This window comes from Flavobacterium sp. GT3R68 (assembly GCF_007109225.1).
Taxonomy (GTDB): Bacteria; Bacteroidota; Bacteroidia; order Flavobacteriales; family Flavobacteriaceae; genus Flavobacterium.
On sequence record NZ_VJZK01000001.1, the window covers coordinates 307,860 to 332,271 of the forward strand.

Consider the following 24,412-nt stretch of genomic DNA (forward strand, 5'->3'; position numbering starts at 1 on the left):
CATCGGGCTTTTTTGTTTTTAGATAGCATTGAATGCCTGTTCTAAATCCTCAATAAGATCTTCCGCATCTTCGACCCCTACACTTAACCGAACTAAATCATCGGTAATTCCGATTTCCTTTCTTTTGTCTTCGGGAATCGATGCGTGGGTCATTAACGCCGGATGGTTGGCCAAGGATTCTACACCACCTAATGATTCTGCCAAAGTAAATACGTCCAATTGTTCCAGGAACCGAATGGCATCATCTTTTTTACCAGAAACAAAAGTGAACGTTACCATTCCGCCAAAACCACTCATTTGTCTTTTGGCAATTTCATGAAAGGGATGTGATGGCAATCCCGGGTAATATACCGTTTTTACTTTTGGATGTTTATCCAGATAAGCCGCAATTTTTTCACCATTCTCACAATGTCTCTGCATTCTTAAATGCAACGTTTTTATTCCCCTCAAAACCAAAAAGCTGTCCATTGGCCCAAGGGTAGCACCAGTAGCGAATTGCTGAAAATGCAGTTGTTCCCCTAATGCTTCATCTTTAACAATAAGTGCTCCTGCAATTACATCCGAATGGCCTCCCAAGTATTTGGTGGCCGAATGCATTACAATATCAGCACCCAAATCCAATGGTTTCTGCAAGTATGGTGTCGCAAAAGTATTGTCTACCGCAAAAAGGATTTTCTTTGCTTTGGTGATTTTCGCAATTTCCTCAATATCGGCCAATTTCATCAATGGGTTCGTGGGCGTTTCCACCCACACCAATTTGGTATTCTCGTTGATTAATGATTTGAATTTGTCAATATCATTCATGTCAACGAAATGAAATTTAATACCGGAATCTTTATAGATACGGGTAAACATTCTATAAGTTCCGCCGTACAGATCATCCATAGCAATAATTTCATCTCCTGCCTTAAAAGAGCGAAGCACGCAATCGGTAGCAGCTAATCCTGATGAAAAAGCCAATCCGCGCGTTCCGTTTTCAATACTAGCCAAAGCATTTTCAAGTGCGGTTCTGGTAGGATTTGAAGCGCGGCTGTATTCGTAATCACCCAAAGGCTTACCCGGACTGGTTTGTACAAAAGTAGAAGTTTGATATACCGGCGGCATTACGGCTCCTGTACTTGGATCATGATGTTGCCCACCGTGAATAGTTTTTGTATTAAATTTCATATAATAGTTTTTTTAATTCTCAATAATTAAACAAATTTACCGTTTAATTCTTTTTAACCAAGTTTCAAAGGAATACCTTTATAATTAATTAACACTTTTTGCTATGAAAAAATGGCTTTGCTTTTTAACACTGGGTTTTTTACTTACGAGCTGCGGTAAAGATGAATTGGTTTTTACCACCACAACCTATGAAAAGAAATCCACTGTTCTTTGCAAAGACACCTGCACTTCAGTAAAAGTGATTATTCCGGTTGCCAGTAATGTGAAAATCGTTGCCGACAGCATCAACAATAAAATTTTTTCAGTAGCGAAAGAGATTATCTATTTTGGCGAAAAGCCCTATGTTTCCAGCAATTATGAAGATTTATTAGCCTCCTTTATTGGTTCCTACGAACAGCTATACAAAGATTTCCCGGATTACAGCATTCCGTGGAAGGCTACAGTCGAAGGAAATGTCCTTCATCAAACGGAAGAATTACTGAATATCAAAATCGACCATTATTCCTTTACGGGTGGTGCGCACGGTTATGGTGGACTGCGTTCAATTTTAATTGACCCAAAAACCGGAAGATCCCTTCATAACACAGACTTATTTACCGATATAAAAGCCTTTAAAAAGTTAGCCGAACAAAAATTTCGCTCCAAATTTACCATTCCGGACCAGGAGCCAATCAACTCAAAAGGCATGATGTTCGAGGAGGAAAAATTCCAATTACCGGCTAATATCTTTTATATAAAAAAGGGATTGCTTTTGTATTACAACCAATACGAAATTGCTTCCTATGCCGAAGGTCCTATTGAAATAGTGATCCCGTATAACGAAGCAGGGACACTTCTAAAACTTAAATAAACTTGCGGATACCCATCATCATTCCGGTATGCATTGCTTCATGGTAGTAATTGAAAGCCATCGCATCTTCGGCATTTTTTAGGGTATACCCGTACATGGTCGTAAATTCGTTGTAGTTTTTGAAGATGCTGGCATCAAAATCGGCCTGCGTCTGCTTCAGTGTTTCAAACAGTAATGATTTGATTTCTTCGACATCCTCGTGGGTTCCTTTTCCTTCAGGTGTGGTTCCTTTTTTATATTTCTCGACCATTTCGTCGGAAACCATCATCGGCAATCCGGAGAGTTTATAAACCAGCATCTGCTGCACGACTACAATATGACCAATGTTCCAAAGTAAATTATTTTTAAAGCCGTCCGGGATTTTATTCAACTGTTCCAAAGTGTAATTGTCTAAAAACTGTAACAGTAAATTTCTGCCTGTGACGGTAATATCGAATGTTCGTTGCATGATTAAATTTTTTATAAAAATAGTAAATTTCATTTCAAATGATTTTCCTTTGCAGGACCAATTTTCAACATTAATTTCACCCAATGGACAAAATATACTACCTCGCTTCCTGTGACACCTGTCGGAAAATCATAAAGTCTTTGCCTAAAAATCACAACCTAAGTTTTCATGACATTCGGGAGAATCCTATCACTGCCGCAGAACTCGAAAAAATGCACGGACTTGCAGGGAGTTATGAAGCGCTTTTTAGCAAAAAAGCACAGCTGTACAAATCGATGGGACTAAAAAACCAGTCCCTGACAGAAGACGATTATAAAAAATACCTTTTGGAACATTATACTTTTTTGAGTCGTCCGGTATTTATCATCGGGGACAAGATATACATTGGCAACACCCAACAGAACATGTTGCAGGTAATGAAAGCTTTTGAAAATGTCTAAAAGGAATCTTGCCCTGATTGGCGCTACAATCGTTTCCCTTATTTATGGTGTCACTTTTACTATTGCCAAAGATGTGATGCCGCACTACATTGATGCATACGGATTTATCCTGATGCGTGTTGGCGGGTCTGTTTTGTTATTTTGGCTGGTTTGGCTTTTTATGCCAAAAGAGAAAATTGCCCTCAATGATTTCCCCCGAATCATATGTGCTGCATTGTTTGGTGTTGCGTTAAATATGTTGACCTTTTTTAAAGGTTTGAGTCTGACTTCGCCGATTTCGGCATCGGTCATCATGGTGACCACCCCGATAATTGTACTTATTCTTTCGGCAATAATCCTCAAAGAACGTATGCCAAAACGCAAAGTTTTTGGAATCGTTCTCGGCCTCGTCGGAACGGCTTTTTTGATTCTTTACGGAAAATCGGTCGGCAATGCCCCGAACGCGAATCTGGGTAATTTCCTTGTCTTTGTTAATGCGGTATCATATGGTTTTTATCTGATTATCGTAAAGAAACTGATGGATAAATACAGTGCTTTTACTTTTGTGAAATGGATTTATTTGTTCGGGTTTTTGATGGTTTTACCGTTTGGCTGGAGCCAATTTGAGGCCGTAAACTGGAGTGTTGTGAGTATAGCGATTTATTGGAAAATTGGCTTTGTGGTCGTTTTTTCCACCTTCCTGACGTACTTACTGAATCTGCTTTCGATGAAAGAATTGAAGCCCACTACTGTTGCCGTTTTTATTTATCTTCAGCCTTTATTTGCCACAATTTTTGCCATCGGTTTAGAAAAAGATAAATTGAGTTGGGTAAAAATTGCTTCTGCAATATTGATTTTTTCTGGTGTTTACCTCGTTACTCAAAAAACAGCAATTAAGCCTTCAGATGTACAAACACAACCAGATAAAAGCGCCGATTTCACAAATTAATCTATGATTCACGTAATTGGTGTTTCAAAATGCTTTTCATTATCTTTGAAGTCTTTTAGAAAAATAATATGATACAATCCATGACGGGTTTTGGGAAAGCAACTTTGCAGCTTCCAACCAAAAAAATTACGATAGAAGTAAAATCTTTAAACAGCAAAGGCCTTGACCTGAATGTCAGAATGCCTTCTGTTTATCGGGAAATGGAATTGGGTTTGCGTAACCAGGCAGCACTGGCCTTGGAAAGAGGTAAAATTGATTTTTCCATTTTTATAGAAAACACCGCCGAACAGACTTCCACGAAAGTGAATGTCCCTATCGTAAAAGCCTATATCGGCCAGCTTCGGGAAGTATATGCTGGTGCCGATGAAACCGAACTGATGAAAATGGCAGTTCGTATGCCGGATGCCTTAAAAACAGAGCGTGACGAAATTGATGAAAATGACTGGGTTCAGATCCAAACGGTTATTGACGAAGGACTGAGCAATATATTAAGTTTCAGAAAAGACGAAGGTGCTTCTTTGGAAAAAGAATTCCAATTCCGGATTGGAAATATCCGCCAGTATATGAATGATGCCCTGGCCTTGGATGCAGAAAGGGTTCAGGCGATAAAAGACCGTCTTCAGACCGCTATTTCAGAATTGAAAGTCAACGTTGATGAAAATCGTTTTGAACAGGAACTGATTTATTACTTGGAAAAACTGGATATCACTGAAGAAAAAGTGCGTCTGACCAATCACCTGGATTATTTTTTGGAAACCATTGATGGAACTGAAGCCAACGGAAGAAAATTAGGTTTTATCACCCAGGAAATGGGGCGGGAAATCAATACGATGGGCTCCAAAGCCAACCATGCACAAATGCAGAAATTAGTCGTTCAGATGAAAGACGAACTGGAAAAAATTAAAGAGCAGGTTTTAAACGTACTTTAAAAGTAAAAACGATACTACAATGAGTTCAGGAGGAAAATTAATCGTGTTTTCGGCACCTTCAGGTTCGGGAAAAACCACTATAGTTAGGCATTTGCTTGGAAAAGAGGATCTGAATTTGGAATTTTCCATTTCAGCAGCTTCCCGTGAGCCGAGAGCTCAGGAAATTAACGGAACCGATTATTATTTCATTTCGACTGAAGATTTTAAAAAGCACATCAAGGCCGAGGATTTTTTGGAGTGGGAAGAAGTGTACCGCGACAATTTTTACGGCACCTTAAAATCTGAGGTGGAACGTATTTGGGCTCTCGGCAAAAATGTGATTTTCGATATTGATGTCGCAGGCGGACTGCGTATAAAATCAAAATTCCCAAAAGAAACATTAGCGGTTTTTGTAAAACCACCAAGCATCGACGAATTGAAAATCCGATTGAAAAAACGCTCGACCGAAACAGATGACAAAATCAATATGCGTATCGCCAAAGCCTCGGTTGAGTTGGCAACAGCACCACAATTTGATGTGATTATCAAGAATTATGATTTGGAAACCGCCAAAGCGGAAGCCTACGAGTTGGTTAAGAATTTTGTACAGTAAATGAAAATCGGCCTGTATTTCGGAACCTTCAATCCCATCCACATTGGGCATCTGATTATTGCCAATCATATGGCGGAGCATTCTGATTTAGACCAAATCTGGATGGTGGTCACGCCACATAATCCCCATAAAAAGAAAGATACTTTACTCGATGATCACCACCGGTTGCAGATGGTGCATCTGGCGACGGAAGATTTTCCTAAAATCAAGCCTTCCGACATCGAATTCAAGCTTTCACAGCCCAACTATACCATCAATACGCTGGTGTATTTGCAGGAAAAATTTCCCTCGTATGAATTTGCACTGATTATGGGCGAAGACAACCTTAAGTCGTTTCACAAATGGAAAAACTACGAAGCCATTTTGCAGAGCCATAACATTTATGTCTATCCACGCGTTTCATCCGAAGCAGAAAACCAGGAATTGAAGAACCATCCGAAAATTCATTTTATAGATGCCCCTATAGTCGAAATTTCGTCAACTTTTATCCGCGAAAGCGTCAAAAACAAAACCAATATTATGCCGTTGCTTTCTCCAAAAGTATGGGAGTATATTGACCATAATAATTTTTACAAGAAGTAGGCAATTCCCTTTTCTTAACATTCCTTTATTACATCTAATAAATCAATTTCATAACTTTGAGAAAAATCAACTGTTATGCTAAACTTCGAATTATACAATCCTACCAACTTAATTTTCGGGAAGGACCAGATCCAAAAATTATCCAAACTTGTTCCGAAAGACGCCAAAATCCTGCTCGCCTATGGCGGGGGAAGCATCTTCCAGAACGGAATCTACAATCAGGTAAAAGCTGCTTTACGGGATTTCGAAATCGTGGAATTCGGCGGTATCGAACCCAATCCTCATTTTGAAACCCTTATGAAAGCCGTTGACGTTATCAAAGAACAAAAAATCGATTTTATCCTGGCCGTGGGTGGCGGATCCGTGATTGATGGTGTGAAATTTATTTCAGCGGCGGTCCATTTTGACGGAAATCCAATGGAGATGTTGCAAAAACGACTTTCCATCACCGATTTGTCAAGGGTCATACCATTCGGAACGGTATTGACTTTACCGGCAACGGGCAGCGAAATGAACTCCGGAGCAGTTGTAACCATTGAGGCGACCCAGGAAAAACTTGCCTTTGGCGGGCCGGCATTATTTCCAAAATTCTCCATTTGCGATCCTACCGTTATTGCTTCCTTACCAAAAAGACAATTGCAAAATGGCGTCGTCGATGCCTACACGCACGTGATGGAACAATATCTGACATATCCACATGAAGGCTATCTTCAGGACAGGATTGCCGAAAGCATCCTACAAACCCTAATTGAAATCGGCCCGAAAGTCGCGGATAACCCCACGGATTACGCGTTGGCTTCCAATTTTATGTGGTGCTGCACGATGGCGTTGAACGGATTAATACAAAAAGGCGTACCCACAGATTGGGCAACGCATATGATAGGACACGAACTCACTGCGTTATATGGCATTGATCATGCACGAACCCTGGCTATCATAGGTCCTAACCTGTATCATGTGATGTTTGAGACGAAGAAAGCAAAATTGGCACAATATGGCAGCCGTATATTTAACCTGACCGGAAGCGAAGATGAGATTGCTACCGAAGCCATCAAAAAAACGGTGGCATTTTTCCATACGATGGGCATGGATACCAAACTCTCGGATTACACCAACGATTTTAAGCAAACAGCTGATTTCATCGTCGATCGTTTTGACAAAAGGGGCTGGAAAGGTTTGGGAGAAAGACAAAACATCACTTTGGAGAAAGTAAAATCGATTGTGGAGATGAGTTATTAGCTCCATGATATAGATGCTGAACTCCATCAAATTAAAATCAAAAGGCGTTCGTGAATTTAATTCAGGAACGCCTTTCTCATAACACCAAAACAAAATTAACTAACTCTTCAAATCATTACTATGACTCTGTGTCCGTTTGGTATCGCTACAAAACTCGCCCGTCAATATAACAATATGATGTCGTTAATATAGTAAACGCAAGAGTATTTTTTACATTGTATTACACATCACAATTTTATGTTAAGATTTTATAAGTTGGAATTTCCGATAAAAATACAATCTTCCGATTCAATTACTTTGTACTTCGTACATCTTTAAGTACTTTTGGAAACTCTAAAGTCCTGAAGCTTTTTACCTTCAAAAATGAAGTTAGTTCCCAAAACATGGAATATCAGGGCTAAAAAATATAAACATGATCGAACAACCAAAATTTGCCGTCATTGGTGGCGGAAGCTGGGCTACAGCCATTGCAAAAATGTTATGTGTGAATCTGCCGGAAATTTCCTGGTACATGCGAAACAATGATGCAATCCAACATATAAATAACTTTCATCACAACCCAAATTACCTGAGTTCTGTTGAATTTGACACAAAAAAACTGAATCTTACCAGTGACATCAATGAAGCGGTGGCTTATGCTGATTATATCATCTTTGCCATCCCGTCGGCATTTTTGAATGATGAATTACAGAAACTGACGGTCAGTTTAGAGGGAAAAGTCATTTTCTCCGCCATAAAAGGAATCGTTCCGGAAACCAGTTTGATTGTAGGCGAGCATTTTAATGTAACCTACAGCATTCCTTTTGAAAATATTGGTGTAATAACGGGGCCGTGTCACGCTGAAGAGGTGGCATTGGAGCGTTTATCGTACCTGACTATTGCCTGTGGTGACGCTGCAAAAGCCAAAATAGTAGCCAAATGTTTGTCCGGAAATTATATCAAGGCCAAAATTACCGACGATATCATCGGGACGGAATATGCCGCTATGCTGAAAAATATTTATGCAATTGCCGCCGGAATAGCCCATGGTTTGGGTTATGGAGACAACTTCCAGTCGGTTTTGATGAGTAACGGCATCCGTGAGATGAAGAAATTCATCAAGAAAGTCCACAAAATGAAACGGAACATTAATGATTCGGCTTATTTGGGCGATTTATTGGTAACCGGATATTCTGTTTTTTCGCGAAACCGGATGTTTGGAAACATGATTGGGAAAGGCTACACCGTTAAAAGTGCCATGATGGAAATGAGTATGGTTGCCGAAGGATATTATGCCGCAAAAAGCACCTACAAGCTCAATCAGGAATACAAAGCGAAGACTCCGATAATCAATGCCGTTTACGAGATATTATACGAAGGGAAAGATGCTAAAACGGTGTTTAAGAAATTAACCGATAAGCTGGATTAACATGAGTGAAAGATGGAAATACCAGATTAAAAATGGGTTAACATGGGCATTTGTAACTTTGTTTATTCTAACTGTTTTTGATTATAAAAATAATTCTTGGGAAAAATTCATTTACAGATTGATCGGTTTTGTTTTTATCGGGATTTTTTTTCTTGGGTATATGAGTTGGAAAAGGAAAACAAAATCTGATTTATTATGAGCGAAAGATGGAAATACCAAATTAAAAATGGTGGATTGTGGGGAATCATTATGATTGTTCCCATGGTTTTATTCAGAATCAATGAAAAAACAATTTCAGAGCAAATTTCTTCTCCAAAATTTTATTTACGGGTACTTGTATATTTAGCCATAGGGATATTTCTAATCGGGTATATAAACTGGAAAGCAAAAGTAAAAAGCGAATCTACTAAATAGTTTATTTCACCATCACACCATCGACAAACAATAATGGCACTTCTTCCATCTCATTATCATTGATGGAGTTGGCCTTAAAGATAAATTTCTTGTCGTAAAGCGTATTCCCGATAAAAAAGGTAATCGTGAACTCATTGTTCAGTGCCAGGACACTTTTTTCGACCATTTCGATTTTCTCTACCGAAACAGGTGGAATTTCGACGAACGCATGACGTAATAACGACGTTTTTTTCATTTCGCCATCCAAAGTACCAAACGCTTTAGAAACGACCATCACGCCGTCCAATTGGAAGTCGCTGTCGTTGATCAGATACACATACCACACCTTTTCCATAAAATCGTCGCTCCATTCCTGTACTGCGGCAAGGAACACATTTTCTACTTCGGGGATGATGATGTCTTTTTTCATGTCGATTCTAATGTTGGTTTAATTTCGGATCTTTAGCCCAGATAGCAGTGAAAATCCTTTTTTGAGGCTTTTTGCCGAAGAAAAGATTGTAACGAATAGCTGGAAATAGCTCCTAAAAAATTTATATAATGGATTTGAACTGCTCTAAGAAACGTACATCGTTTTCATAGAACATGCGGATGTCTCCGATTTGGTACAAGAGCATCGCGATACGCTCCACTCCCATTCCGAATGCGAATCCGTTGAATTCTTCCGGGTTGATGCCGCAGTTTTTCAAAACATTCGGGTCTACCATTCCACAGCCTCCAATTTCCAGCCAGCCAGTTCCTTTGGTGATACGGTAATCGGTTTCGGTTTTCAGTCCCCAATAAATATCGATCTCAGCACTTGGTTCGGTAAACGGGAAATACGACGGACGCAGACGGATTTTTGATTTTCCGAACATCTCTTTCGTGAAATATAACAGCGTTTGCTTTAAATCGGCAAACGAAACGTCCTTATCAATATACAACCCTTCCACCTGGTGAAAAATACAGTGGGAACGGGACGAAACCGCTTCGTTACGGAATACCCTTCCCGGGGAAATGGTTCTAATCGGTGGTTTGTTTTCTTCCATATAACGGACCTGTACCGATGACGTGTGCGTGCGCAACAAGACATCCGGGTTGGTCTGGATAAAAAACGTATCCTGCATGTCTCTCGCCGGATGGTATTCCGGTAAGTTCAATGCGGTGAAATTATGCCAGTCGTCCTCAATTTCCGGTCCTTCCGAAACATTGAAACCAATGTTGGAGAAGATATCGATGATCTGGTTTTTAACAATCGAAATTGGGTGGCGCGAACCGATAACTAAGGGTTCTGCCGGACGCGTCAGATCGCCATAGAAGCCTTTTATTTCTTCTTTGCTTTCCAAGGTTTCCTGAATGGTTTTAACCTTTTCTTCGGCGGTATTCTTAAGCAGATTGATTACCTGCCCAAATTCCTTTTTCTGGTCGTTGGGCACGTTTTTGAATTCGGTGAAAAAGTCATTTAAAAGTCCTTTCTTACCCAAGAATTTAATACGAAATGCTTCGAGATCTTCTTTGTTCTGGGTTTCAAAGGCTTTTGCTTCGCCAATATATTCTTTTATCTTATCTGTCATTTTCATTTCAATAATTGAGGTGCAAATTTAAGCAATTTGTTTTAGGTTTAAAGTGTAAAATTTAAAGATTACAACCAAATCCAATCATTACTCAATCAGTTCTTTTTCTATAAAGTAATTCACGATGGCTTCTTTCATTAAAACCGATTGTTCTCCTGCCTTTAATGGTGGCAATTCTTCTTTAACCCTATAATGTGGCCAGCCGTCTTCATCGACAAAATCGAATTCGTAAAACCCGTAAGGTTCCAATAGTCGGCAGATGGCAATGTGCATCAGGTTCAGTTTCTCGTCTTTTTTAAACGTTTTATGTACTTTCCCGAGCTCCTGAACTCCAATCAGGTAGATGATGGCATCCAGATCCAAATCTTCCCCTTGTGAAAATTGATTGGAAAGTATGTTTACAAGCTGTTCCCAGCGTTCTTTAAGTTGTATATCTCTTGACATGATTTATGTTTGGTGGGTTGAACCCAAAAATTAATTTGCAAAGATAGGAAGTTGAAAATTGACATTCGGGATTCTTATTCGTTTTTACCGCTGCTGTTTACTTTGTTCTTTTATCTTTGCCTTTTGATTTTAATTTTTACGGATGAGTTTTTTAGACATTGTTTTGGGCGGATTGCTTTTGTATGGTTTCATCCGCGGAATCTGGAATGGCTTTTTCGTGGAATTGGCTTCCCTGCTTTCCTTGCTGGTGGGGATTTATGTTGCTATTAAATTTTCCCATTTGATGAATGCCCTCATTTCCAGTCATGTTTCGTGGTCTCCAAAAACCATTAAAATTGTCGCGTTTGCATTGACTTTTATGCTGGTGGTGGTAGCCATTAGCCTTCTGGCGAAATTCTTTACAACCATTGCCAACTTTGCGAGTTTGGGGTTGATCAACAAATTGGCAGGAGGTATTTTTGGGGTTTTGAAAACCATATTGATTCTCAGTATCTCGCTGAAGTTATTCCAGAAAATAAACAGCAGCAATACTTTCGCAGAAAAAGAAACACTGGATAATTCTTTGTTTTACAATCCCATCCTGAAAGTTTCCGGGTTTGTTTATCCTACTCTTGAGGAATGGTTTACGTCTCTTAAGTCGGAAGTCAAACCTGCAGAAAACAGCAATTAAAAGCTTATTTCAATTTTTTAACATTGTTTTTTTCAATCCACCCTTCGGTTCCGTCCGCTAATCTGATTTTCATCCAACTATCCAGATTTTCCTGAATTTGAACTTTGGTGCCTTCGTGTAACACAAAAGCATCCGGTGTATCGGATTTTGGTTCTGATTTTACCGGCGCGATTTCTGCAAAAACAATAGCGGGCTGGTCATTCTCCCAATGGCTTTTTTCGAATAGGGCCGACAAAATGCTCAACACCATAACAAATACTGCCAGAAACATCCCGAAAAACAATAGTCTTTTGGACACCGTCAGTTCCGCAAAATAATAACCTACAAAAAACAACAGGAACAAAACCGCCAATCCAACCGTGATTCCTGCCCAGGTATTGTAATGAAAGGTCGATGTAAAATCATGAATTAATTTATTAAAACCCACTTCCTGCGTTTCCTTAATGTCATCAATCTGGAGTTTTTGCGCAAATTTCAGGTTGTTCTGAATCTCTGCATCATTCGGATTTAACAGCAATGCTCTTTCATAATTGTAGATGGCAGGCGCTACCTTATTCAGTTTATAGTAACAATTTCCAAGATTGAAGTACAAATCCGCTGAATGCTTTTTGGTTTTCAAAACATTCTCATAAGATGTAATTGCTTCCTGGTAATTGCCTTTCTGATACAGCGCATTTCCTTGCTCAAAACCGTTTTGGGCAAACAGCAACTGCGTGGTCAATACTAATAAAGTGAGTATCTTTTTCATTTTTATTTCAAGTATCATTACTGATTAAATCTGTTTTTCGAGTTCCGAGATAACCGTCACTGCCTTATCATAATCCTGCTGGATGGCAACGGATGATGATGGCGCATATCTTGCAAATTCACAGTTTTCCGTTAGATTAATAAACGCGCTAACCGTTTCGGGCTGGGCATTTCGCGACAGTAAAAGAGTGCTGATTTTATCCTTGCTCATCTCTGAAGTTTCAATGTTCAGTTTGGCCTTCAGGAAATTGTGCAGCGCTTTTTCCAATGCAATGTAAAAAGGCTCCTTGTTGCCGATTTCTTTTTTGGCTTCCGACAAATATTTCTTCGCCAGCCTATTCGATAATTTGATTTTATTACCCATCACATCGCTGTCAATGGCTTCTTTTTTCTTTCTGAAAAGAACGATGAACGGAATGCATAAAAACGGCAAGATGGTCAGCGAATAAAACCACGGTGACCCGAAGAAATCTTTTTGTTTCATCGCTTTCAGATTCGTTTTCAGCATAATATACTTAAACTGTGCGGAACTTAAAATTTCTCTTTTATTAACACCTGTATTTTCGGTCACTTCATTTCCTGAAGCTGTTGGTCCCTCCATAACATTAACCATGATTTCCGGTGACGTAATGGTTTTATATGTTCCGGTATTCAAATCAAAATAAGAAAACTGCATCGGTTTGATTGGATATTTCCCTTTGTATTGTGGGATAATCGTGTACTTATCGGCTATTTTTCCGACCATTCCTGTAAGAGGCGTGTTGACCTGTTCGTTATGCACGGGGTCATACATTTCAAGCGCACTTGGTACCACCGGTTTTGGTAATGTAAATAATTTCAGATTCCCTTTTCCGATAATGGCAACATCCAAATCCAGGCTTTCACCCGATTTCAGATTGGTTTTTGAAGGAGTGACCTTAAAATCAAACTTACCGACGGCACCCGAAAAATCTTCTGGTTTTCCGGCTTCAGGAAGTGCTTTTACGTTGATGGTTTTCGATCCGGCCGAGACGCGTTTGTTGCCTTCCTGCAAAACCATTTGCCCGAAAACAGTTCTTCTGTTGGTTGGCACCTGAACATCAATATCCAAGGACAACGGTTCAATGACGAGTCGTCCTGATTTTTGAGGATACAATACTGTCTTTCTTAAAACCACATAACGGTAGCGTTCCCCGTTGTATTTTCCTTCTTCAGCCACCAATTGTTTGATATCAATATTCTGGCTCCAAAAATCATTGTATTTGGGTTTGTCGAGTTCACGCCAATTGCTGATTCCGATGTTATAGCTGAAATACAATTTGTAAACTACGGTAATGGGTTCATTGATGTATGGGCTGGTTTTCGAAACTTCGGCTACCAAATGAATGGCATCGTCGGCAGAAACCTGAGTGTCATTAGGATCTCTCGGCTGTTCTACGGCAGCAGTCACATTGATTCTTATGGGTGAGGTTTTGTAAATCTGACCATTGATTTCGATTGATGCCTGTCGGATAACCAAAGATCCTTTTTGCGTTGGCAGCAGGAAATATGAATATGTTTTATTAAACGAACTCCTGCCGTTAATCCATGATTGGCTTACTTGCTGGCTTGGTCCGGCTATTACTTTAAATCCATCAAAATTGGGTGGTACAAAATTATCACCATCGTCATTCATCGAAAAATCGATGCGCAGGCGTTCGTTGAGCCCCAACGTCTGTTTGCTGACTTTGGCTTCAAACTGCACCTGGGCCAAAAGTCCCTGAAAGCTTACTAATAATAGAAAAATATACTTTTTCATTTTTTGTTTACTCATTTATTTTTAAATCGGATGAACCGATTATTACCAATCTTTTTCGGTTTGTACCGGTTTTCCTTGTACTTTTCTGGCGTTTACCTTGTCCTGGACTTTTTTCTCTTCATTGCTTACCGCATCCAGAAGATTTTCTACGCGTTGTTTAGAAATTCCGCCGGGTTTTGGTTTCGGTTGTCCGTCATTCCTGTCCTTTTCATCTTTTTTATCTTTTCCGTCGCCTTCTTTTTTATCGTCTTTCGGATCTTTCCCTTTATCCTTCTCGTCCTCTTTATCTTTCCCGCCGCCTTTCTTCGGATCATCTTTTTTGTCCTGCTTCTTGTCGTCTTTTTTATCTTTATCTTTTTTATCATCCTTTTTCGGCGGATTGTCTTTCAGCATTTTTTTGGCCAACGCATAATTGTACCTGCTTTCTTCATCCTTCGGATTGTTTCGCAACGCATTTTTATAGGCCTCAACGGCAGCCGTATAATTTTTTTCTTTCATGTAGACATTCCCTAAATTATGGAACGCCTTGTGTTTTTCGGGTCGTACTTCGGCATTTTTGATGGCTTTTTCATAGGAAAATTTTGCTTCACCGGGTTGGTTTTGCCTGTAAATGGCGTTTCCTAAATTATACGATGCAATCGCTTTCTTTGGATTGTTGGATTGTGAAATCCGGTAATCCGCTTCGGCATCGGTAAATTTTTTAGAACTAAATTCTTCATTGGCTTTAGGCAAATGTTTGTCTTTTTCCTGAGCCGAAACGACCAAAGAAAGCAAAAGAAAACTATATAAAATCAACTTTTTCATTTATTCTTTTTCATTAAATAGATTCAATTTTTTCAGCCATTGCGTTTTTCTTTCCAAAAAGAAAACATCAAGGAACAGCAATCCGAAAGCAATCCCTAAAAACCATTGAAATTGCGAATTGAAATCAGTGAACTGCTGCGTTTCAAATTCAGTCTTTTCAATATTATCCAAAGCATTTTTTACGTATTCCAATACTTCTTTGGTATTGTTCCCGTTCACATAACCGCCTTTGGTATTTTTGGCAATTGTTTTCAGGCTTTCCTCATTCAGTTTCGTAATCACGACCTCATCGTTCTGGTCCCTTTTGAAACTTTGAACATGACCGTTCACTTTTAATGGGATTGGCCCTCCTTTTGTGGTTCCAATCCCAATCGTAATGATCTTCAGTCCTAATTTATTGGCTTCTTCTGCCGCCTCATTAGCACCCTCCGAATGGTCTTCGCCATCGGAAATCAAAATCAACAGTTTATTCGTTTGTTTGTCATCATCAAAATACGTTGACGACAACTTTATCGCTTCATCCAATGACGTTCCCTGTGAGGAAACCATAGTCGTATTCATGCTTTGCAGAAACATTTTCGCCACGCTGTAATCGGTTGTGATGGGCAAAACGGGAAAAGCGCTTCCGGCATATGCCACGATTCCGATCCGGTCGCCGGCCAACTGATTGATGATTTGTGATACCACCTGTTTGCTTTTCTCCATTCGGCTTGGCGCGACATCTTCGCAGAGCATGCTTTTAGATAAATCCACAGCAAAAACCACATCAATTCCTTCCCGTTTTACGGTTTCGGTTTTGGTTCCAATTTTCGGGTTGGCCAATGCGGTGATTAAGCTGGCTAAAGCCAAAATCAGTACCGAAAATTTTAAGATGTTCTTAAAAGATGATTTCTCGGGACTCAGTTTTTTTACCAATTCCAAATCTCCGAATTCGCGTTGTTTTTTTCGTTTCCAATACTGATTATATAGGAACAGCAGCACCAAAATTGGTACCAGAAATAAAAGATATAAATATTTTTTTTCGTCTAATTCGTACATAACATTTTAGATAAAGCTCTTGAAAAGAGTGTTTCGCAATCCAATTTCAATCAAAAGCAGCATTCCTGCCAAAAGGGCAAACGGTCGGAATTTTTCATCAAAATCGTAAAATTTTAATTCCTCGATTTCGGTGGTTTCCAGTTTATTGATTTCATCATATATCGTTTCAAGTTTTTTATTGCTGGTAGCCCTGAAATATTTTCCTCCGGTCTTTTCCGCGATGGATTTCATTAATCTCTCATCGATTTCTACTTTCATCATTCGGAATAGAAACTGGCCATTTGGGGCAATCGCATAGGGGAATTCCGCCATTCCGTTGGTTCCGATTCCGATGGTATATACCTTGATTCCGTATTCTTTTGCAATCTCTGATGCTGTTTCCGGCTCAATAAACCCTGAATTATTTACCCCATCGGTCAACAGAATGATAATTTTACTTTTGGCTTCGCTGTCTTTCAAACGGTTCACCGCAGTGGCCAATCCCATTCCGATTCCCGTTCCGTCCTGCAATACATTGTCGTATTTAATACTTCTGATCGCTTCCAGTACCACTGCTTTATCACTGGTTACCGGCGTTTTGGTATAGGCTTCCGAAGCATAAACCACTAATCCGATGCGGTCATTCGGTCTTGCCTCGACAAAACTTTCAGCCACGGTTTTTAGCCCTTCCATTCGATTCGGCTTCAAATCTTTGGCCAGCATACTTCCAGAAACGTCAATAGCCATCACGATATCGATTCCTTTTGTTGTTTTGGTTTTACTGCTGACATCAACCGTTCTTGGGCGCGCCATCGCGACGATTAAGGAACTCAACGCCAACAATCGGAGTGCGAATAAAAATGGTTTCAGTTTGGCCAAAAATGATTTCGATGTTTTGAATCCTTTAAGAGAACTGATTTTTAAGGTGGCCGTCTGCTGATTGCGTTTCCAAATTTGCCATACAATCAAAAGTGGCAGTAAAAGGAACAACCAGAAAAAGCCCGGATCTAAAAAGGTTACATTTCCCATTATTCAACAGCTTTTTTAAGTTCAACAGAATTTAATACGCGTTCCGAAATCTGCTCTGCATATTTATCACCTTCTTCGTGCACGATGATAAGCTGCTGCAGTCCGCCATCCTGGCTGAATACTAAAATTTCGTAATACAGTTTGACACTTTTTTTTCGGATGCCATCTATTTTTGAAAAAGTCCCATATCCTTTACGCCCGCTGATTCCTTCTTTGGTCTCAAAATCTTCCTGTTTGATAATCATATTTTGTGCCCCCTGCGCTTCCAAAGCCTGCAATGAACCTTCAATAGATTTTGACAAATCCAGTGCGCCTTCCTGTTTGTATTTTATTGTGGAAACCATCAGGTAAAAATTATCGGTAAGGCTTCCATAGGCAAACGACTGCATTTCCTTTATCAGCGCCATCCCGTCTTTTGGCAATGATTTGGTCAAATCGATTCGCTTCAGGACTTTTGGGGTTTCCACCGCTACCGCCGGATTTCCATATTCACTAAAAACCCAGTCGCCTTCGACTAACTCTTTTGTAGGATGACCGATAATGGTATCTTTTACATATTCGAATCCCTTGGTCGCTATAAAATAAGTTGCTGTGGCAGTAAGTAATAAAACCACGGCCAACAACGCCAGCAGGATTCGCTTGCTGCGTTGTTTTTTCAGTAAAAGCTGGGCCTGTTTCTGTTTTTGCGCTTCATTCAAAACCGAATCCTCAGGTAATTCCACCTCAACCGGGATGGAATTGTCTATCGTTAAAATGGCTTTCTCTATTTTTTTACGATCTTCGGCAATTTCAAAATCAAGCGGTTTAGATTTTGCAAATTTTACTAAATCTGCATGTTTCAAAACCTTTTCCAGATTTTCTAAAGTATCGGTTGCCAATGTCATTTTCTTTTTCAGGGAAACTGCGCGAAGTCCGATAATTAATTCAGATGTGGTGCTTTCCATCGCCGGTATTTCAATGGCTTCTTCTATATAATTTCTGGCAATATCCGTCAATTCACTGTAATAGGTTTTGATTTCCCCCTTTTGCCAAAGCTCTTTCTTTTCCAAATTTTGCAATAACGTAGTCGCTTTTTCTATTGGAGTTCTAAAAATCTCAGCCTCGATTTTTTTCTTTTGGTATTTTTTGGTCAGCCAAAATACCAACGCTCCTATTCCGACAATCAACAATAAGAAAAGGATATAAACCCAAATCGAACGTGAAGATTCCGCGGCAGCTATAGGCTTGATGTCAAACATTTTCTGTTGTAAGGTGTCAACCGCCACATTGGCAATTTCTACAGCAATACTATCCGTTAAAAACGATTTGTTATTGATGATTACTTTCAGGCTTGGGATGGTATATTTCCCGCTGTCAAATTGGGTCAATCCATATTTTTTGACCAATTCATAACGGTCGCCTTTTTTGATGGTATCGACCACATAAGAACGGATAACTTCCAGTTTACCAAAATTGGCTGAAGTTGGAAAAACCACATTCGATAACGTATCAACGTTGGTTTTCAGCGTTAAATTGAATTGTGCTCCAATTTTATTTTTGGTAGTGTCAATGCTCGTTTCCACTCTTTTCTGCTGGGCAAAAATGCTGGTGGAGATTAGAATCAATACGTAAATGTAAAATTTGTTTTTCATTTTTTATCTGACGGCCTTTTATGCTCTGGATTTGAAATAGCTTAATAATTTAGTCACATAACTTTCGTCCACGCGGGTATTTACGATTCCTGAGCCAGATTTCCGGAACGTTTCCCGGAAATAATTTACCTTATCGTAATAGTGTTTTTCATATTCCATACGGACCGATTTCGAACCAGTATTGACTACCTGGATTTCGCCGGTTTCTGCATCGAGCATCGAAACCATTCCCAAGTTGGGCATTTTTTCTTCGCGGATATCATACACCCGAATCCCGGTGATATCATGTTTTTTCGATGCGATTTTTAGGGTTTGTTCGTACTCAGCGGTCATGAAATCGGAAATTACGAAAACAATGGCTTTCTTTTTTTGAGTACCGGATAAAAACTTCAATGCCTGCGCCACATCGGTCTTATGACTTTTGGGTTCAAACTCGATCAGTTCACGGATAATACGGAGTACATGGGATTTTCCTTTTTTGGGAGGAATATACAATTCGATTTGGTCTGAAAACAAAATCAATCCAATCTTATCGTTGTTTTGTGTGGCGGAAAAAGCCATCGTAGCAGCGATTTCGGTAACAATGTCTTTTTTGAATTGGTTTCTGGAACCAAAACTTTCCGAGCCACTGATATCAACCATCAACACCATCGTCAATTCTCGTTCTTCCTCAAAAACCTTAATGTAGGGTTCATTGTAACGTGCCGTAACATTCCAGTCAATCGAGCGGATATCATCACCATATTGGTATTCCCGAACTTCGCTGAAAGTCATTCCGCGCCCCTTAAAAGACGTATGATATTCTCCCGAAAAGATATGATCGCTCAGTCTTCGGGTCTTAATTTCGATTTTTCTTACTTTTTTTAAAAGATCTTTTGTTTCCATTTATTTTTAAAATTGTTTAAAGCTTTAAAAGTCTAAGATTTCAAATGCGTTGCATGGCAATCCAAAATTTTAACATTAAACAAATTTTTACGGAACTTCAATTTCGTTTACGATTTTATTGATAATATCAACAGAAGTAATATTTTCGGCTTCCGCTTCATACGTAATCCCGATTCGGTGACGCAATACATCATGTACGACTGCGCGCACATCTTCCGGAATCACATAGCCACGACGTTTGATGAATGCATAACATTTAGCGGCATTGGCCAAATTGATACTTCCACGCGGGGAAGCTCCAAAACTGATTAATGGCTTCAAATCGGCCAACTTATATTTTTCCGGATAACGGGTAGCGAAAACAATGTCCAGAATGTACTTTTCGATTTTTTCATCCATATAGACCTCGCGGACAGCTTCCTGCGCGCGGATAATTTGTTCCACAGAAACCACCGGGTTTACTTTTTCGTAAGCTCCTTTCAGGTTTTGACGAATTACCATACGCTCCTCATCCATTTTCGGATAATCGATAACGGTTTTCAACATAAAACGGTCGACCTGAGCTTCAGGAAGCTGATAGGTTCCTTCCTGTTCGATTGGATTTTGAGTTGCCAATACTAAAAATGGTCGCTCCAGTTTAAATGTCGTGTCGCCAATGGTCACCTGTTTTTCCTGCATCGCTTCTAGTAAAGCCGACTGCACTTTGGCAGGGGCACGGTTAATCTCATCGGCAAGGATGAAATTGGCGAAAATTGGGCCTTTTTTTATAGAAAATTCGTTTTGTTTGATGTTATAAATCATGGTTCCAACCACATCGGCCGGTAATAAATCCGGTGTAAACTGAATCCGGCTGAAAGAACCGTGTACTGCTTGTGCCAACGTATTAATGGCTAAGGTTTTGGCTAAACCGGGAACACCTTCCAGCAAAATGTGACCCTGCCCCAAAAGTCCAATCAGCAATCGTTCTACCATGTGTTTCTGGCCGACAATCACTTTATTCATTTCCATGCTGAGAAGGTCTATAAAAGCACTTTCTCTTTCTATTTTTTCATTAATTGCTCTAATGTCTAAAGTAGTTGTATTTTCTTCCATAGTCTTATTTTTAAGTCGTGAAATTAGTGTCTTTATTATAACAGTGCAAATTGAATTTTTTTTTAGAAGTAAAATGTTAACAATGAGTTAAAACTTGGGGGAAGCCGTTGGGTTTAAGGATGATTTGTGATTTTGTTTTTATATTTTTAAGAACTGCATTTTTCATCTAACGAAAAAAGCATTTAAAGACATCTAAAATAAATACTACCAATGAAAAAAACAGCCTTAATAACTGGTGCAACAAGTGGAATCGGTCAAGCAACGGCACGGACTTTGGCAAAAAATAATTACAAGATTATTCTCTGCGGAAGAAGGGCCAACCGTTTGGAAGCCTTAAAGACCGAACTCTCGGAAATAACCGAAATCCACACGTTGGAATTTGATGTCCGTGATAAGAAAAAGGTCTTCGAATCAATCGCATTGCTCCCAAAGGAATTCTCTACCATCGATATACTGATTAACAATGCCGGAAATGCGCATGGAATGGATCCGATTCAAAACGGGGACATTGATGATTGGGACGCGATGATAGACATCAATGTCAAAGGATTGCTGTATGTTTCCAAAGCGATAATTCCACAAATGATTGCACGGGAATCCGGACACATTATCAATATCGGATCCACTGCTGCGAAAGAAGTTTATCCTAACGGAAATGTGTATTGTGCCAGTAAACACGCCGTGGATGCAATCAATCAAGGGATGCGCATGGACTTGAATCCTCACGGGATTCGGGTTGGGGCAATTCACCCGGGAATGGTTGCCACCGAATTTTCAGAAGTGCGTTTTAAAGGTGATACGGACAGGGCGGCCAAGGTATATCAGGGATTTCAGCCTTTACAACCCGAGGATATTGCAGATATTATTCATTTTGTCGTATCGAGGCCCTATCATGTTAACATAGCTGATTTAATAGTGATGAGTACGGCGCAGGCCAGTTCCACTATCGTGAAAAAAAATCTATAGTTCCCATTGAAAATTCCATAAAAAAAACAGCTATAAAAATATAGCTGTTTTTAATTTATTATTTGAGACAATTATGGGATGGTAAGACTGCCCATGTTGGTTATTTGCCCGTTAGTTACTACAACATTGTTAATAATTGATGCGCTTAATCCGGAACTTACATCCGGAGTTAAAGTCACCGTATATGTTCCTGCCGGAATACCATTCAACTGAAAGACACCATCTGCATTAGCATAGGATGAAACAGTAATGTCCCCTACCTGAACCGAGGCCAGTATCTGGAGCCCGATTGGAGCTACAGTTCCTTTAATTACCCCGGAATTAGCAGTCGTCGAAACATGGATTACCGGATGTAAATTATAGTTTCCGGAGCCGCCGGCCTCTACAACAACAGAGTTTTCCACATCAAAATCCAATAAGAAATCATAAGTCGCACCTCCAACCAACTCTTGGTTAATCAGCAATTTCAGCCCGGACTGCTGGGCACTTGGCGTGTTTAGGACATGGCTGACACCATCAACAACTACTGTATTTTCATCACCTAGCAATAAACGTATCTGTCCTAAATGTCCCGATGGAACATTATTATCAGCCAATAAAACATTTACGCCACCGGATAAATCCAATAAATTATAAATTCCCGGAGTAATATTACCAATACTTACCCAGCCCCCTTCGTCGCTATTCGCATTTGTTTTAATTAAAACATCGATCACTTCGACATTCACCTCATCATAATCCCCTGGCGCATCTGTCATTCGCACGGTAATTCGGGATGTTTGAGCAGAGTTGTCGTTATCGGCACAACTTAAAAACAAGCTGAAGAATGCAATCACTAAAAAACCTGCGGTAAAATTTTGGACCTTTTTCATATTTTCAATTGTTTTAAATTAGTAAAATAATAACGGGAATATTTCTAATTTAGTACTATCTTCCAAATTATATAACCAGTTTTAGCAATGATTAACAAACGTTTGCTTATTAAAAACCTTTTGGCTCACAATGATGAAAGCAGTTTTTATGACAAAAAACGCCAGTTAAATTTACATACCCGGGAGGGGAAAGCGAAGTTTATAAAACACATATGTGCGCTCTCAAATTCCAATCCGCATAACAATTCCTATATCGTAGTTGGAGTTGAAGACCAGAATAATGAGATTGTTGGTGATGACTTTTTTGATGACAGCCGCATTCAGAATCTGGTCAATGCTTATCTGGAGAATCCGCCAAAAATACAATATGAAAACGTGCCCTTTCCAAACCTGCCCAAAGACAAGGTAATCGGATTGGTCACCATAAAATCAAATCCGAAAGTTTCGCGATTTAAAAAAGGAATTCATACGATATTGCCTCACAGTATTTTTGTGCGTATTGGCAGCAATACCATTCCGGTTGAAGAATCCCCGGAGTTGAATTATCAAAATGTGGAAACGGTAACCGGTATTGAGAATAATTCCCGAAACAGTATCGAATACACCTTGGACGGCGTCATCGATTTTATGAATCTCAGACACAAGGACATGTCCCCCAAATACAAAGTGTTTAAAGAATTATTTGTCATCTGTTGGGCTGGGGTTCCAAAAAAAATCCGGGAAACGAGTTATCTGTCAAGAGTGGATATTTCGTTGATTAACGAGCAGGTAAAATTATTTTACTCCGCATTGGACGTGGTCACCATTGTTTTTGACGAAAGTACTTTTACGATTACCGAATATGTCGCTTTAGGTTTGAATGACAAGACCAGTTATTATCCATTGGAAAAAGTAACGCTTCATTTTCAGGACAACGGTTACTATAAAATGGAATCGGAGTTGTTGTTTCAGCCGCCTGAATTTAACCGAAAAATGCTGTATCATATTTATAATACGAATTTATCGTTAATTTCCAAATTACAGAAGGGGTTGTTTTTATCCCCAAGAGAACGATTTGATTTAGAAAATCTACCTTCTACACTGATGATTTGTTATCTGAATGGTTTTGAAGAAGCCAAGCAAAAATTAATTAATGCCAAGCCGCTCTTAAAAGAGATTGAAAATTCCAATGTATATGTATCCTTTAAGGAATCGATGCGTATTTTAAGAAAAATGAAATACGACATTTAGTGGTTGGTTAATCAAACTGACGAATATGAATATCAAAAAACAAGTTCCATCCGGAAGGATTGTTGATGGTTTTTAGGGTATGCCAAATTATCAGCGCCCATAAAAATAGCAGTACCATAAAGTTATAAAATAATGAAAGTCCCATCTTTTTTCCATTTATTGCATAATGTCCTTCTTTAAGGGACAGGATAATAGAATCGAAGCTGGGCTCCTGTAGCAAAAGTAACATATACATGATCAGATCCAATAAATTTACGATTAATAATATTAGAATCGCAAAACCCAAAGTGCTAGTTAATAAGCTAAATTTAGCCCGATTATCTAAATGTTGAATAGTTTCCTTCATGATGTAAGATTTAGGTTAGGGGGGATTGTTGTGTGGCTTTAAAATTTGAATGTTTTCGAATTATTTCCCAGATACGCATAAAATTTGCTGTCACATGATTCGTCATGGGAGTTGTTAAAGTTTTCGGCCACAGCGGCCAATTATTTGTGCTTGACGTTACAGCGCATCAGGGTGTGGAATAATGGGTCCGATTCGGACTTGAGAAATTAAAGAATACCTGGGGGATTCTATAATAAAGTATTTTTTTTTCATAAAGCTTTTGATTATTTGTTAATGACCGGTGTTTTCATTATCAAATTTATAGATTAAATCAAAAGAATTATTACGGTTTTTCCGTCAATTTTGTTAAAATATC

27 protein-coding genes are annotated in these 24,412 nt (G+C 39.3%); 12 read left to right on the plus strand and 15 right to left on the minus strand.

Annotation, left to right across the window (positions count from 1 at the left end; genetic code table 11):
* Positions 1 to 18: 18 nt before the first annotated feature.
* Positions 19 to 1,167 carry a cystathionine gamma-synthase gene (locus FNW07_RS01330; RefSeq protein ID WP_126742225.1) on the minus strand — a complete coding sequence of 383 codons (1,149 nt, stop codon included), beginning with the start codon at positions 1,165 to 1,167 and terminating at the stop codon, positions 19 to 21.
* A 103-nt stretch (positions 1,168 to 1,270) separates the two neighbouring features.
* Between FNW07_RS01330 and FNW07_RS01335 the strand changes: the two genes are divergently transcribed.
* Positions 1,271 to 2,017: a DUF3298 and DUF4163 domain-containing protein gene (locus FNW07_RS01335; RefSeq protein WP_126742226.1), complete on the plus strand. Its 747-nt coding sequence runs from the start codon at positions 1,271 to 1,273 to the stop codon at positions 2,015 to 2,017.
* Here FNW07_RS01335 and FNW07_RS01340 read toward each other — a convergent pair.
* Complete coding sequence (locus tag FNW07_RS01340) at positions 2,010 to 2,465, minus strand: DinB family protein (RefSeq protein WP_126742227.1); 456 nt, start codon at positions 2,463 to 2,465, stop codon at positions 2,010 to 2,012. The two genes, FNW07_RS01335 and FNW07_RS01340, sit on opposite strands and share 8 nt — an antisense overlap.
* Positions 2,466 to 2,548: 83 nt before the next feature.
* On the opposite strand from FNW07_RS01340, the gene FNW07_RS01345 reads away from it, so the two are divergent.
* The 8 genes from FNW07_RS01345 (at position 2,549) to FNW07_RS01380 (ending at position 8,997) form a co-directional block, all read left to right on the plus strand.
* A complete protein-coding gene (locus tag FNW07_RS01345; RefSeq protein ID WP_126742228.1) occupies positions 2,549 to 2,905 on the plus strand; it encodes an arsenate reductase family protein in 357 nt (118 codons plus the stop codon).
* A complete protein-coding gene (locus FNW07_RS01350; RefSeq protein WP_126742229.1) occupies positions 2,898 to 3,833 on the plus strand; it encodes a DMT family transporter in 936 nt (311 codons plus the stop codon). The genes FNW07_RS01345 and FNW07_RS01350 overlap by 8 nt, the downstream gene beginning before the upstream one ends.
* Before the next feature lie 68 nt (positions 3,834 to 3,901).
* Positions 3,902 to 4,762, plus strand: coding sequence for a YicC/YloC family endoribonuclease (locus tag FNW07_RS01355; RefSeq protein ID WP_126742230.1), 861 nt, complete (start codon positions 3,902 to 3,904; stop codon positions 4,760 to 4,762).
* 19 nt (positions 4,763 to 4,781) lie between these two features.
* Positions 4,782 to 5,354 (plus strand): guanylate kinase, encoded by a 573-nt coding sequence (gene gmk / locus FNW07_RS01360; RefSeq protein WP_126742231.1) that lies wholly within the window; start codon positions 4,782 to 4,784, stop codon positions 5,352 to 5,354.
* A complete protein-coding gene (nadD, locus tag FNW07_RS01365; RefSeq protein WP_126742232.1) occupies positions 5,355 to 5,936 on the plus strand; it encodes a nicotinate (nicotinamide) nucleotide adenylyltransferase in 582 nt (193 codons plus the stop codon). It begins immediately after the preceding gene.
* Between the two features lie 75 nt (positions 5,937 to 6,011).
* Positions 6,012 to 7,175: an iron-containing alcohol dehydrogenase gene (locus tag FNW07_RS01370; protein WP_126742233.1), complete on the plus strand. Its 1,164-nt coding sequence runs from the start codon at positions 6,012 to 6,014 to the stop codon at positions 7,173 to 7,175.
* A 412-nt stretch (positions 7,176 to 7,587) separates the two neighbouring features.
* Complete coding sequence (locus FNW07_RS01375; protein ID WP_126742234.1) at positions 7,588 to 8,583, plus strand: NAD(P)H-dependent glycerol-3-phosphate dehydrogenase; 996 nt, start codon at positions 7,588 to 7,590, stop codon at positions 8,581 to 8,583.
* 195 nt (positions 8,584 to 8,778) lie between these two features.
* Positions 8,779 to 8,997, plus strand: a complete 219-nt coding sequence (locus tag FNW07_RS01380) for a hypothetical protein (protein ID WP_126742235.1) — start codon at positions 8,779 to 8,781, stop codon at positions 8,995 to 8,997.
* Between the two features lies 1 nt (position 8,998).
* Here FNW07_RS01380 and FNW07_RS01385 read toward each other — a convergent pair whose 3' ends face one another.
* The 3 genes from FNW07_RS01385 to FNW07_RS01395 all read right to left on the minus strand — a co-directional run bounded on the left by FNW07_RS01385 (position 8,999) and on the right by FNW07_RS01395 (position 10,991).
* A complete protein-coding gene (locus FNW07_RS01385) occupies positions 8,999 to 9,406 on the minus strand; it encodes a hypothetical protein (protein ID WP_126742236.1) in 408 nt (135 codons plus the stop codon).
* A 121-nt stretch (positions 9,407 to 9,527) separates the two neighbouring features.
* Positions 9,528 to 10,547 carry a phenylalanine--tRNA ligase subunit alpha gene (gene pheS, locus FNW07_RS01390; protein ID WP_126742237.1) on the minus strand — a complete coding sequence of 340 codons (1,020 nt, stop codon included), beginning with the start codon at positions 10,545 to 10,547 and terminating at the stop codon, positions 9,528 to 9,530.
* A gap of 87 nt (positions 10,548 to 10,634) precedes the next feature.
* Positions 10,635 to 10,991, minus strand: a complete 357-nt coding sequence (locus tag FNW07_RS01395; RefSeq protein WP_126742238.1) for a hypothetical protein — start codon at positions 10,989 to 10,991, stop codon at positions 10,635 to 10,637.
* 142 nt (positions 10,992 to 11,133) lie between these two features.
* On the opposite strand from FNW07_RS01395, the gene FNW07_RS01400 reads away from it, so the two are divergent.
* Positions 11,134 to 11,661, plus strand: coding sequence for a CvpA family protein (locus tag FNW07_RS01400; protein ID WP_126742239.1), 528 nt, complete (start codon positions 11,134 to 11,136; stop codon positions 11,659 to 11,661).
* Positions 11,662 to 11,665: 4 nt separating this feature from the next.
* On the opposite strand, the gene FNW07_RS01405 is transcribed toward FNW07_RS01400, so the two are convergent.
* The 8 genes from FNW07_RS01405 to FNW07_RS01440 all read right to left on the minus strand — a co-directional run bounded on the left by FNW07_RS01405 (position 11,666) and on the right by FNW07_RS01440 (position 20,643).
* The gene (locus FNW07_RS01405) at positions 11,666 to 12,409 is read right to left on the minus strand and encodes a tetratricopeptide repeat protein (RefSeq protein ID WP_126742240.1); all 744 of its coding nucleotides are present in this window, start codon (positions 12,407 to 12,409) and stop codon (positions 11,666 to 11,668) included.
* A gap of 24 nt (positions 12,410 to 12,433) precedes the next feature.
* Entirely contained in the window at positions 12,434 to 14,185 is a 1,752-nt protein-coding gene (locus FNW07_RS01410) for a BatD family protein (protein ID WP_126742241.1), read from the minus strand.
* A 42-nt stretch (positions 14,186 to 14,227) separates the two neighbouring features.
* Positions 14,228 to 14,989, minus strand: coding sequence for a tetratricopeptide repeat protein (locus FNW07_RS01415; protein ID WP_126742242.1), 762 nt, complete (start codon positions 14,987 to 14,989; stop codon positions 14,228 to 14,230).
* Positions 14,990 to 16,027 carry a VWA domain-containing protein gene (locus FNW07_RS01420; RefSeq protein WP_126742243.1) on the minus strand — a complete coding sequence of 346 codons (1,038 nt, stop codon included), beginning with the start codon at positions 16,025 to 16,027 and terminating at the stop codon, positions 14,990 to 14,992.
* Positions 16,028 to 16,033: 6 nt separating this feature from the next.
* The gene (locus tag FNW07_RS01425) at positions 16,034 to 17,035 is read right to left on the minus strand and encodes a VWA domain-containing protein (RefSeq protein ID WP_126742244.1); all 1,002 of its coding nucleotides are present in this window, start codon (positions 17,033 to 17,035) and stop codon (positions 16,034 to 16,036) included.
* Positions 17,035 to 18,666, minus strand: a complete 1,632-nt coding sequence (locus FNW07_RS01430) for a hypothetical protein (protein ID WP_126742245.1) — start codon at positions 18,664 to 18,666, stop codon at positions 17,035 to 17,037. The genes FNW07_RS01425 and FNW07_RS01430 overlap by 1 nt, the downstream gene beginning before the upstream one ends.
* 18 nt (positions 18,667 to 18,684) lie before the next feature.
* Positions 18,685 to 19,551 (minus strand): DUF58 domain-containing protein, encoded by an 867-nt coding sequence (locus FNW07_RS01435; protein WP_126742246.1) that lies wholly within the window; start codon positions 19,549 to 19,551, stop codon positions 18,685 to 18,687.
* A gap of 87 nt (positions 19,552 to 19,638) precedes the next feature.
* Entirely contained in the window at positions 19,639 to 20,643 is a 1,005-nt protein-coding gene (locus FNW07_RS01440) for a MoxR family ATPase (RefSeq protein ID WP_126742247.1), read from the minus strand.
* Positions 20,644 to 20,853: 210 nt separating this feature from the next.
* Here FNW07_RS01440 and FNW07_RS01445 point away from each other — a divergent pair, with 210 nt between their 5' ends.
* Positions 20,854 to 21,609, plus strand: a complete 756-nt coding sequence (locus FNW07_RS01445; RefSeq protein ID WP_126742248.1) for an SDR family NAD(P)-dependent oxidoreductase — start codon at positions 20,854 to 20,856, stop codon at positions 21,607 to 21,609.
* 71 nt (positions 21,610 to 21,680) lie between these two features.
* Here the strand turns inward: FNW07_RS01445 and FNW07_RS01450 are convergent, their stop codons facing one another.
* Positions 21,681 to 22,481, minus strand: coding sequence for a DUF4382 domain-containing protein (locus FNW07_RS01450; RefSeq protein ID WP_126742249.1), 801 nt, complete (start codon positions 22,479 to 22,481; stop codon positions 21,681 to 21,683).
* 87 nt (positions 22,482 to 22,568) lie between these two features.
* On the opposite strand from FNW07_RS01450, the gene FNW07_RS01455 reads away from it, so the two are divergent.
* Entirely contained in the window at positions 22,569 to 23,711 is a 1,143-nt protein-coding gene (locus tag FNW07_RS01455; RefSeq protein WP_126742250.1) for an ATP-binding protein, read from the plus strand.
* A gap of 7 nt (positions 23,712 to 23,718) precedes the next feature.
* Here the strand turns inward: FNW07_RS01455 and FNW07_RS01460 are convergent, their stop codons facing one another.
* Positions 23,719 to 24,057: a hypothetical protein gene (locus tag FNW07_RS01460; RefSeq protein WP_126742251.1), complete on the minus strand. Its 339-nt coding sequence runs from the start codon at positions 24,055 to 24,057 to the stop codon at positions 23,719 to 23,721.
* Positions 24,058 to 24,412 lie beyond the last annotated feature (355 nt).

Excerpts from the sequence above, each read along its gene's own strand:
- FNW07_RS01330 (WP_126742225.1), bottom strand. The coding sequence starts at position 1,167 with ATGAAATTTAATACAAAAACTATTCACGGTGGGCAACATCATGATCCA.
- FNW07_RS01335 (WP_126742226.1), top strand. The coding sequence starts at position 1,271 with ATGAAAAAATGGCTTTGCTTTTTAACACTGGGTTTTTTACTTACGAGC.
- FNW07_RS01340 (WP_126742227.1), bottom strand. The coding sequence starts at position 2,465 with ATGCAACGAACATTCGATATTACCGTCACAGGCAGAAATTTACTGTTA.
- FNW07_RS01345 (WP_126742228.1), top strand. The coding sequence starts at position 2,549 with ATGGACAAAATATACTACCTCGCTTCCTGTGACACCTGTCGGAAAATC.
- FNW07_RS01350 (WP_126742229.1), top strand. The coding sequence starts at position 2,898 with ATGTCTAAAAGGAATCTTGCCCTGATTGGCGCTACAATCGTTTCCCTT.
- FNW07_RS01355 (WP_126742230.1), top strand. The coding sequence starts at position 3,902 with ATGATACAATCCATGACGGGTTTTGGGAAAGCAACTTTGCAGCTTCCA.
- gmk (WP_126742231.1), top strand. The coding sequence starts at position 4,782 with ATGAGTTCAGGAGGAAAATTAATCGTGTTTTCGGCACCTTCAGGTTCG.
- nadD (WP_126742232.1), top strand. The coding sequence starts at position 5,355 with ATGAAAATCGGCCTGTATTTCGGAACCTTCAATCCCATCCACATTGGG.
- FNW07_RS01370 (WP_126742233.1), top strand. The coding sequence starts at position 6,012 with ATGCTAAACTTCGAATTATACAATCCTACCAACTTAATTTTCGGGAAG.
- FNW07_RS01375 (WP_126742234.1), top strand. The coding sequence starts at position 7,588 with ATGATCGAACAACCAAAATTTGCCGTCATTGGTGGCGGAAGCTGGGCT.
- FNW07_RS01380 (WP_126742235.1), top strand. The coding sequence starts at position 8,779 with ATGAGCGAAAGATGGAAATACCAAATTAAAAATGGTGGATTGTGGGGA.
- FNW07_RS01385 (WP_126742236.1), bottom strand. The coding sequence starts at position 9,406 with ATGAAAAAAGACATCATCATCCCCGAAGTAGAAAATGTGTTCCTTGCC.
- pheS (WP_126742237.1), bottom strand. The coding sequence starts at position 10,547 with ATGACAGATAAGATAAAAGAATATATTGGCGAAGCAAAAGCCTTTGAA.
- FNW07_RS01395 (WP_126742238.1), bottom strand. The coding sequence starts at position 10,991 with ATGTCAAGAGATATACAACTTAAAGAACGCTGGGAACAGCTTGTAAAC.
- FNW07_RS01400 (WP_126742239.1), top strand. The coding sequence starts at position 11,134 with ATGAGTTTTTTAGACATTGTTTTGGGCGGATTGCTTTTGTATGGTTTC.
- FNW07_RS01405 (WP_126742240.1), bottom strand. The coding sequence starts at position 12,409 with ATGAAAAAGATACTCACTTTATTAGTATTGACCACGCAGTTGCTGTTT.
- FNW07_RS01410 (WP_126742241.1), bottom strand. The coding sequence starts at position 14,185 with ATGAAAAAGTATATTTTTCTATTATTAGTAAGCTTTCAGGGACTTTTG.
- FNW07_RS01415 (WP_126742242.1), bottom strand. The coding sequence starts at position 14,989 with ATGAAAAAGTTGATTTTATATAGTTTTCTTTTGCTTTCTTTGGTCGTT.
- FNW07_RS01420 (WP_126742243.1), bottom strand. The coding sequence starts at position 16,027 with ATGTACGAATTAGACGAAAAAAAATATTTATATCTTTTATTTCTGGTA.
- FNW07_RS01425 (WP_126742244.1), bottom strand. The coding sequence starts at position 17,035 with ATGGGAAATGTAACCTTTTTAGATCCGGGCTTTTTCTGGTTGTTCCTT.
- FNW07_RS01430 (WP_126742245.1), bottom strand. The coding sequence starts at position 18,666 with ATGAAAAACAAATTTTACATTTACGTATTGATTCTAATCTCCACCAGC.
- FNW07_RS01435 (WP_126742246.1), bottom strand. The coding sequence starts at position 19,551 with ATGGAAACAAAAGATCTTTTAAAAAAAGTAAGAAAAATCGAAATTAAG.
- FNW07_RS01440 (WP_126742247.1), bottom strand. The coding sequence starts at position 20,643 with ATGGAAGAAAATACAACTACTTTAGACATTAGAGCAATTAATGAAAAA.
- FNW07_RS01445 (WP_126742248.1), top strand. The coding sequence starts at position 20,854 with ATGAAAAAAACAGCCTTAATAACTGGTGCAACAAGTGGAATCGGTCAA.
- FNW07_RS01450 (WP_126742249.1), bottom strand. The coding sequence starts at position 22,481 with ATGAAAAAGGTCCAAAATTTTACCGCAGGTTTTTTAGTGATTGCATTC.
- FNW07_RS01455 (WP_126742250.1), top strand. The coding sequence starts at position 22,569 with ATGATTAACAAACGTTTGCTTATTAAAAACCTTTTGGCTCACAATGAT.
- FNW07_RS01460 (WP_126742251.1), bottom strand. The coding sequence starts at position 24,057 with ATGAAGGAAACTATTCAACATTTAGATAATCGGGCTAAATTTAGCTTA.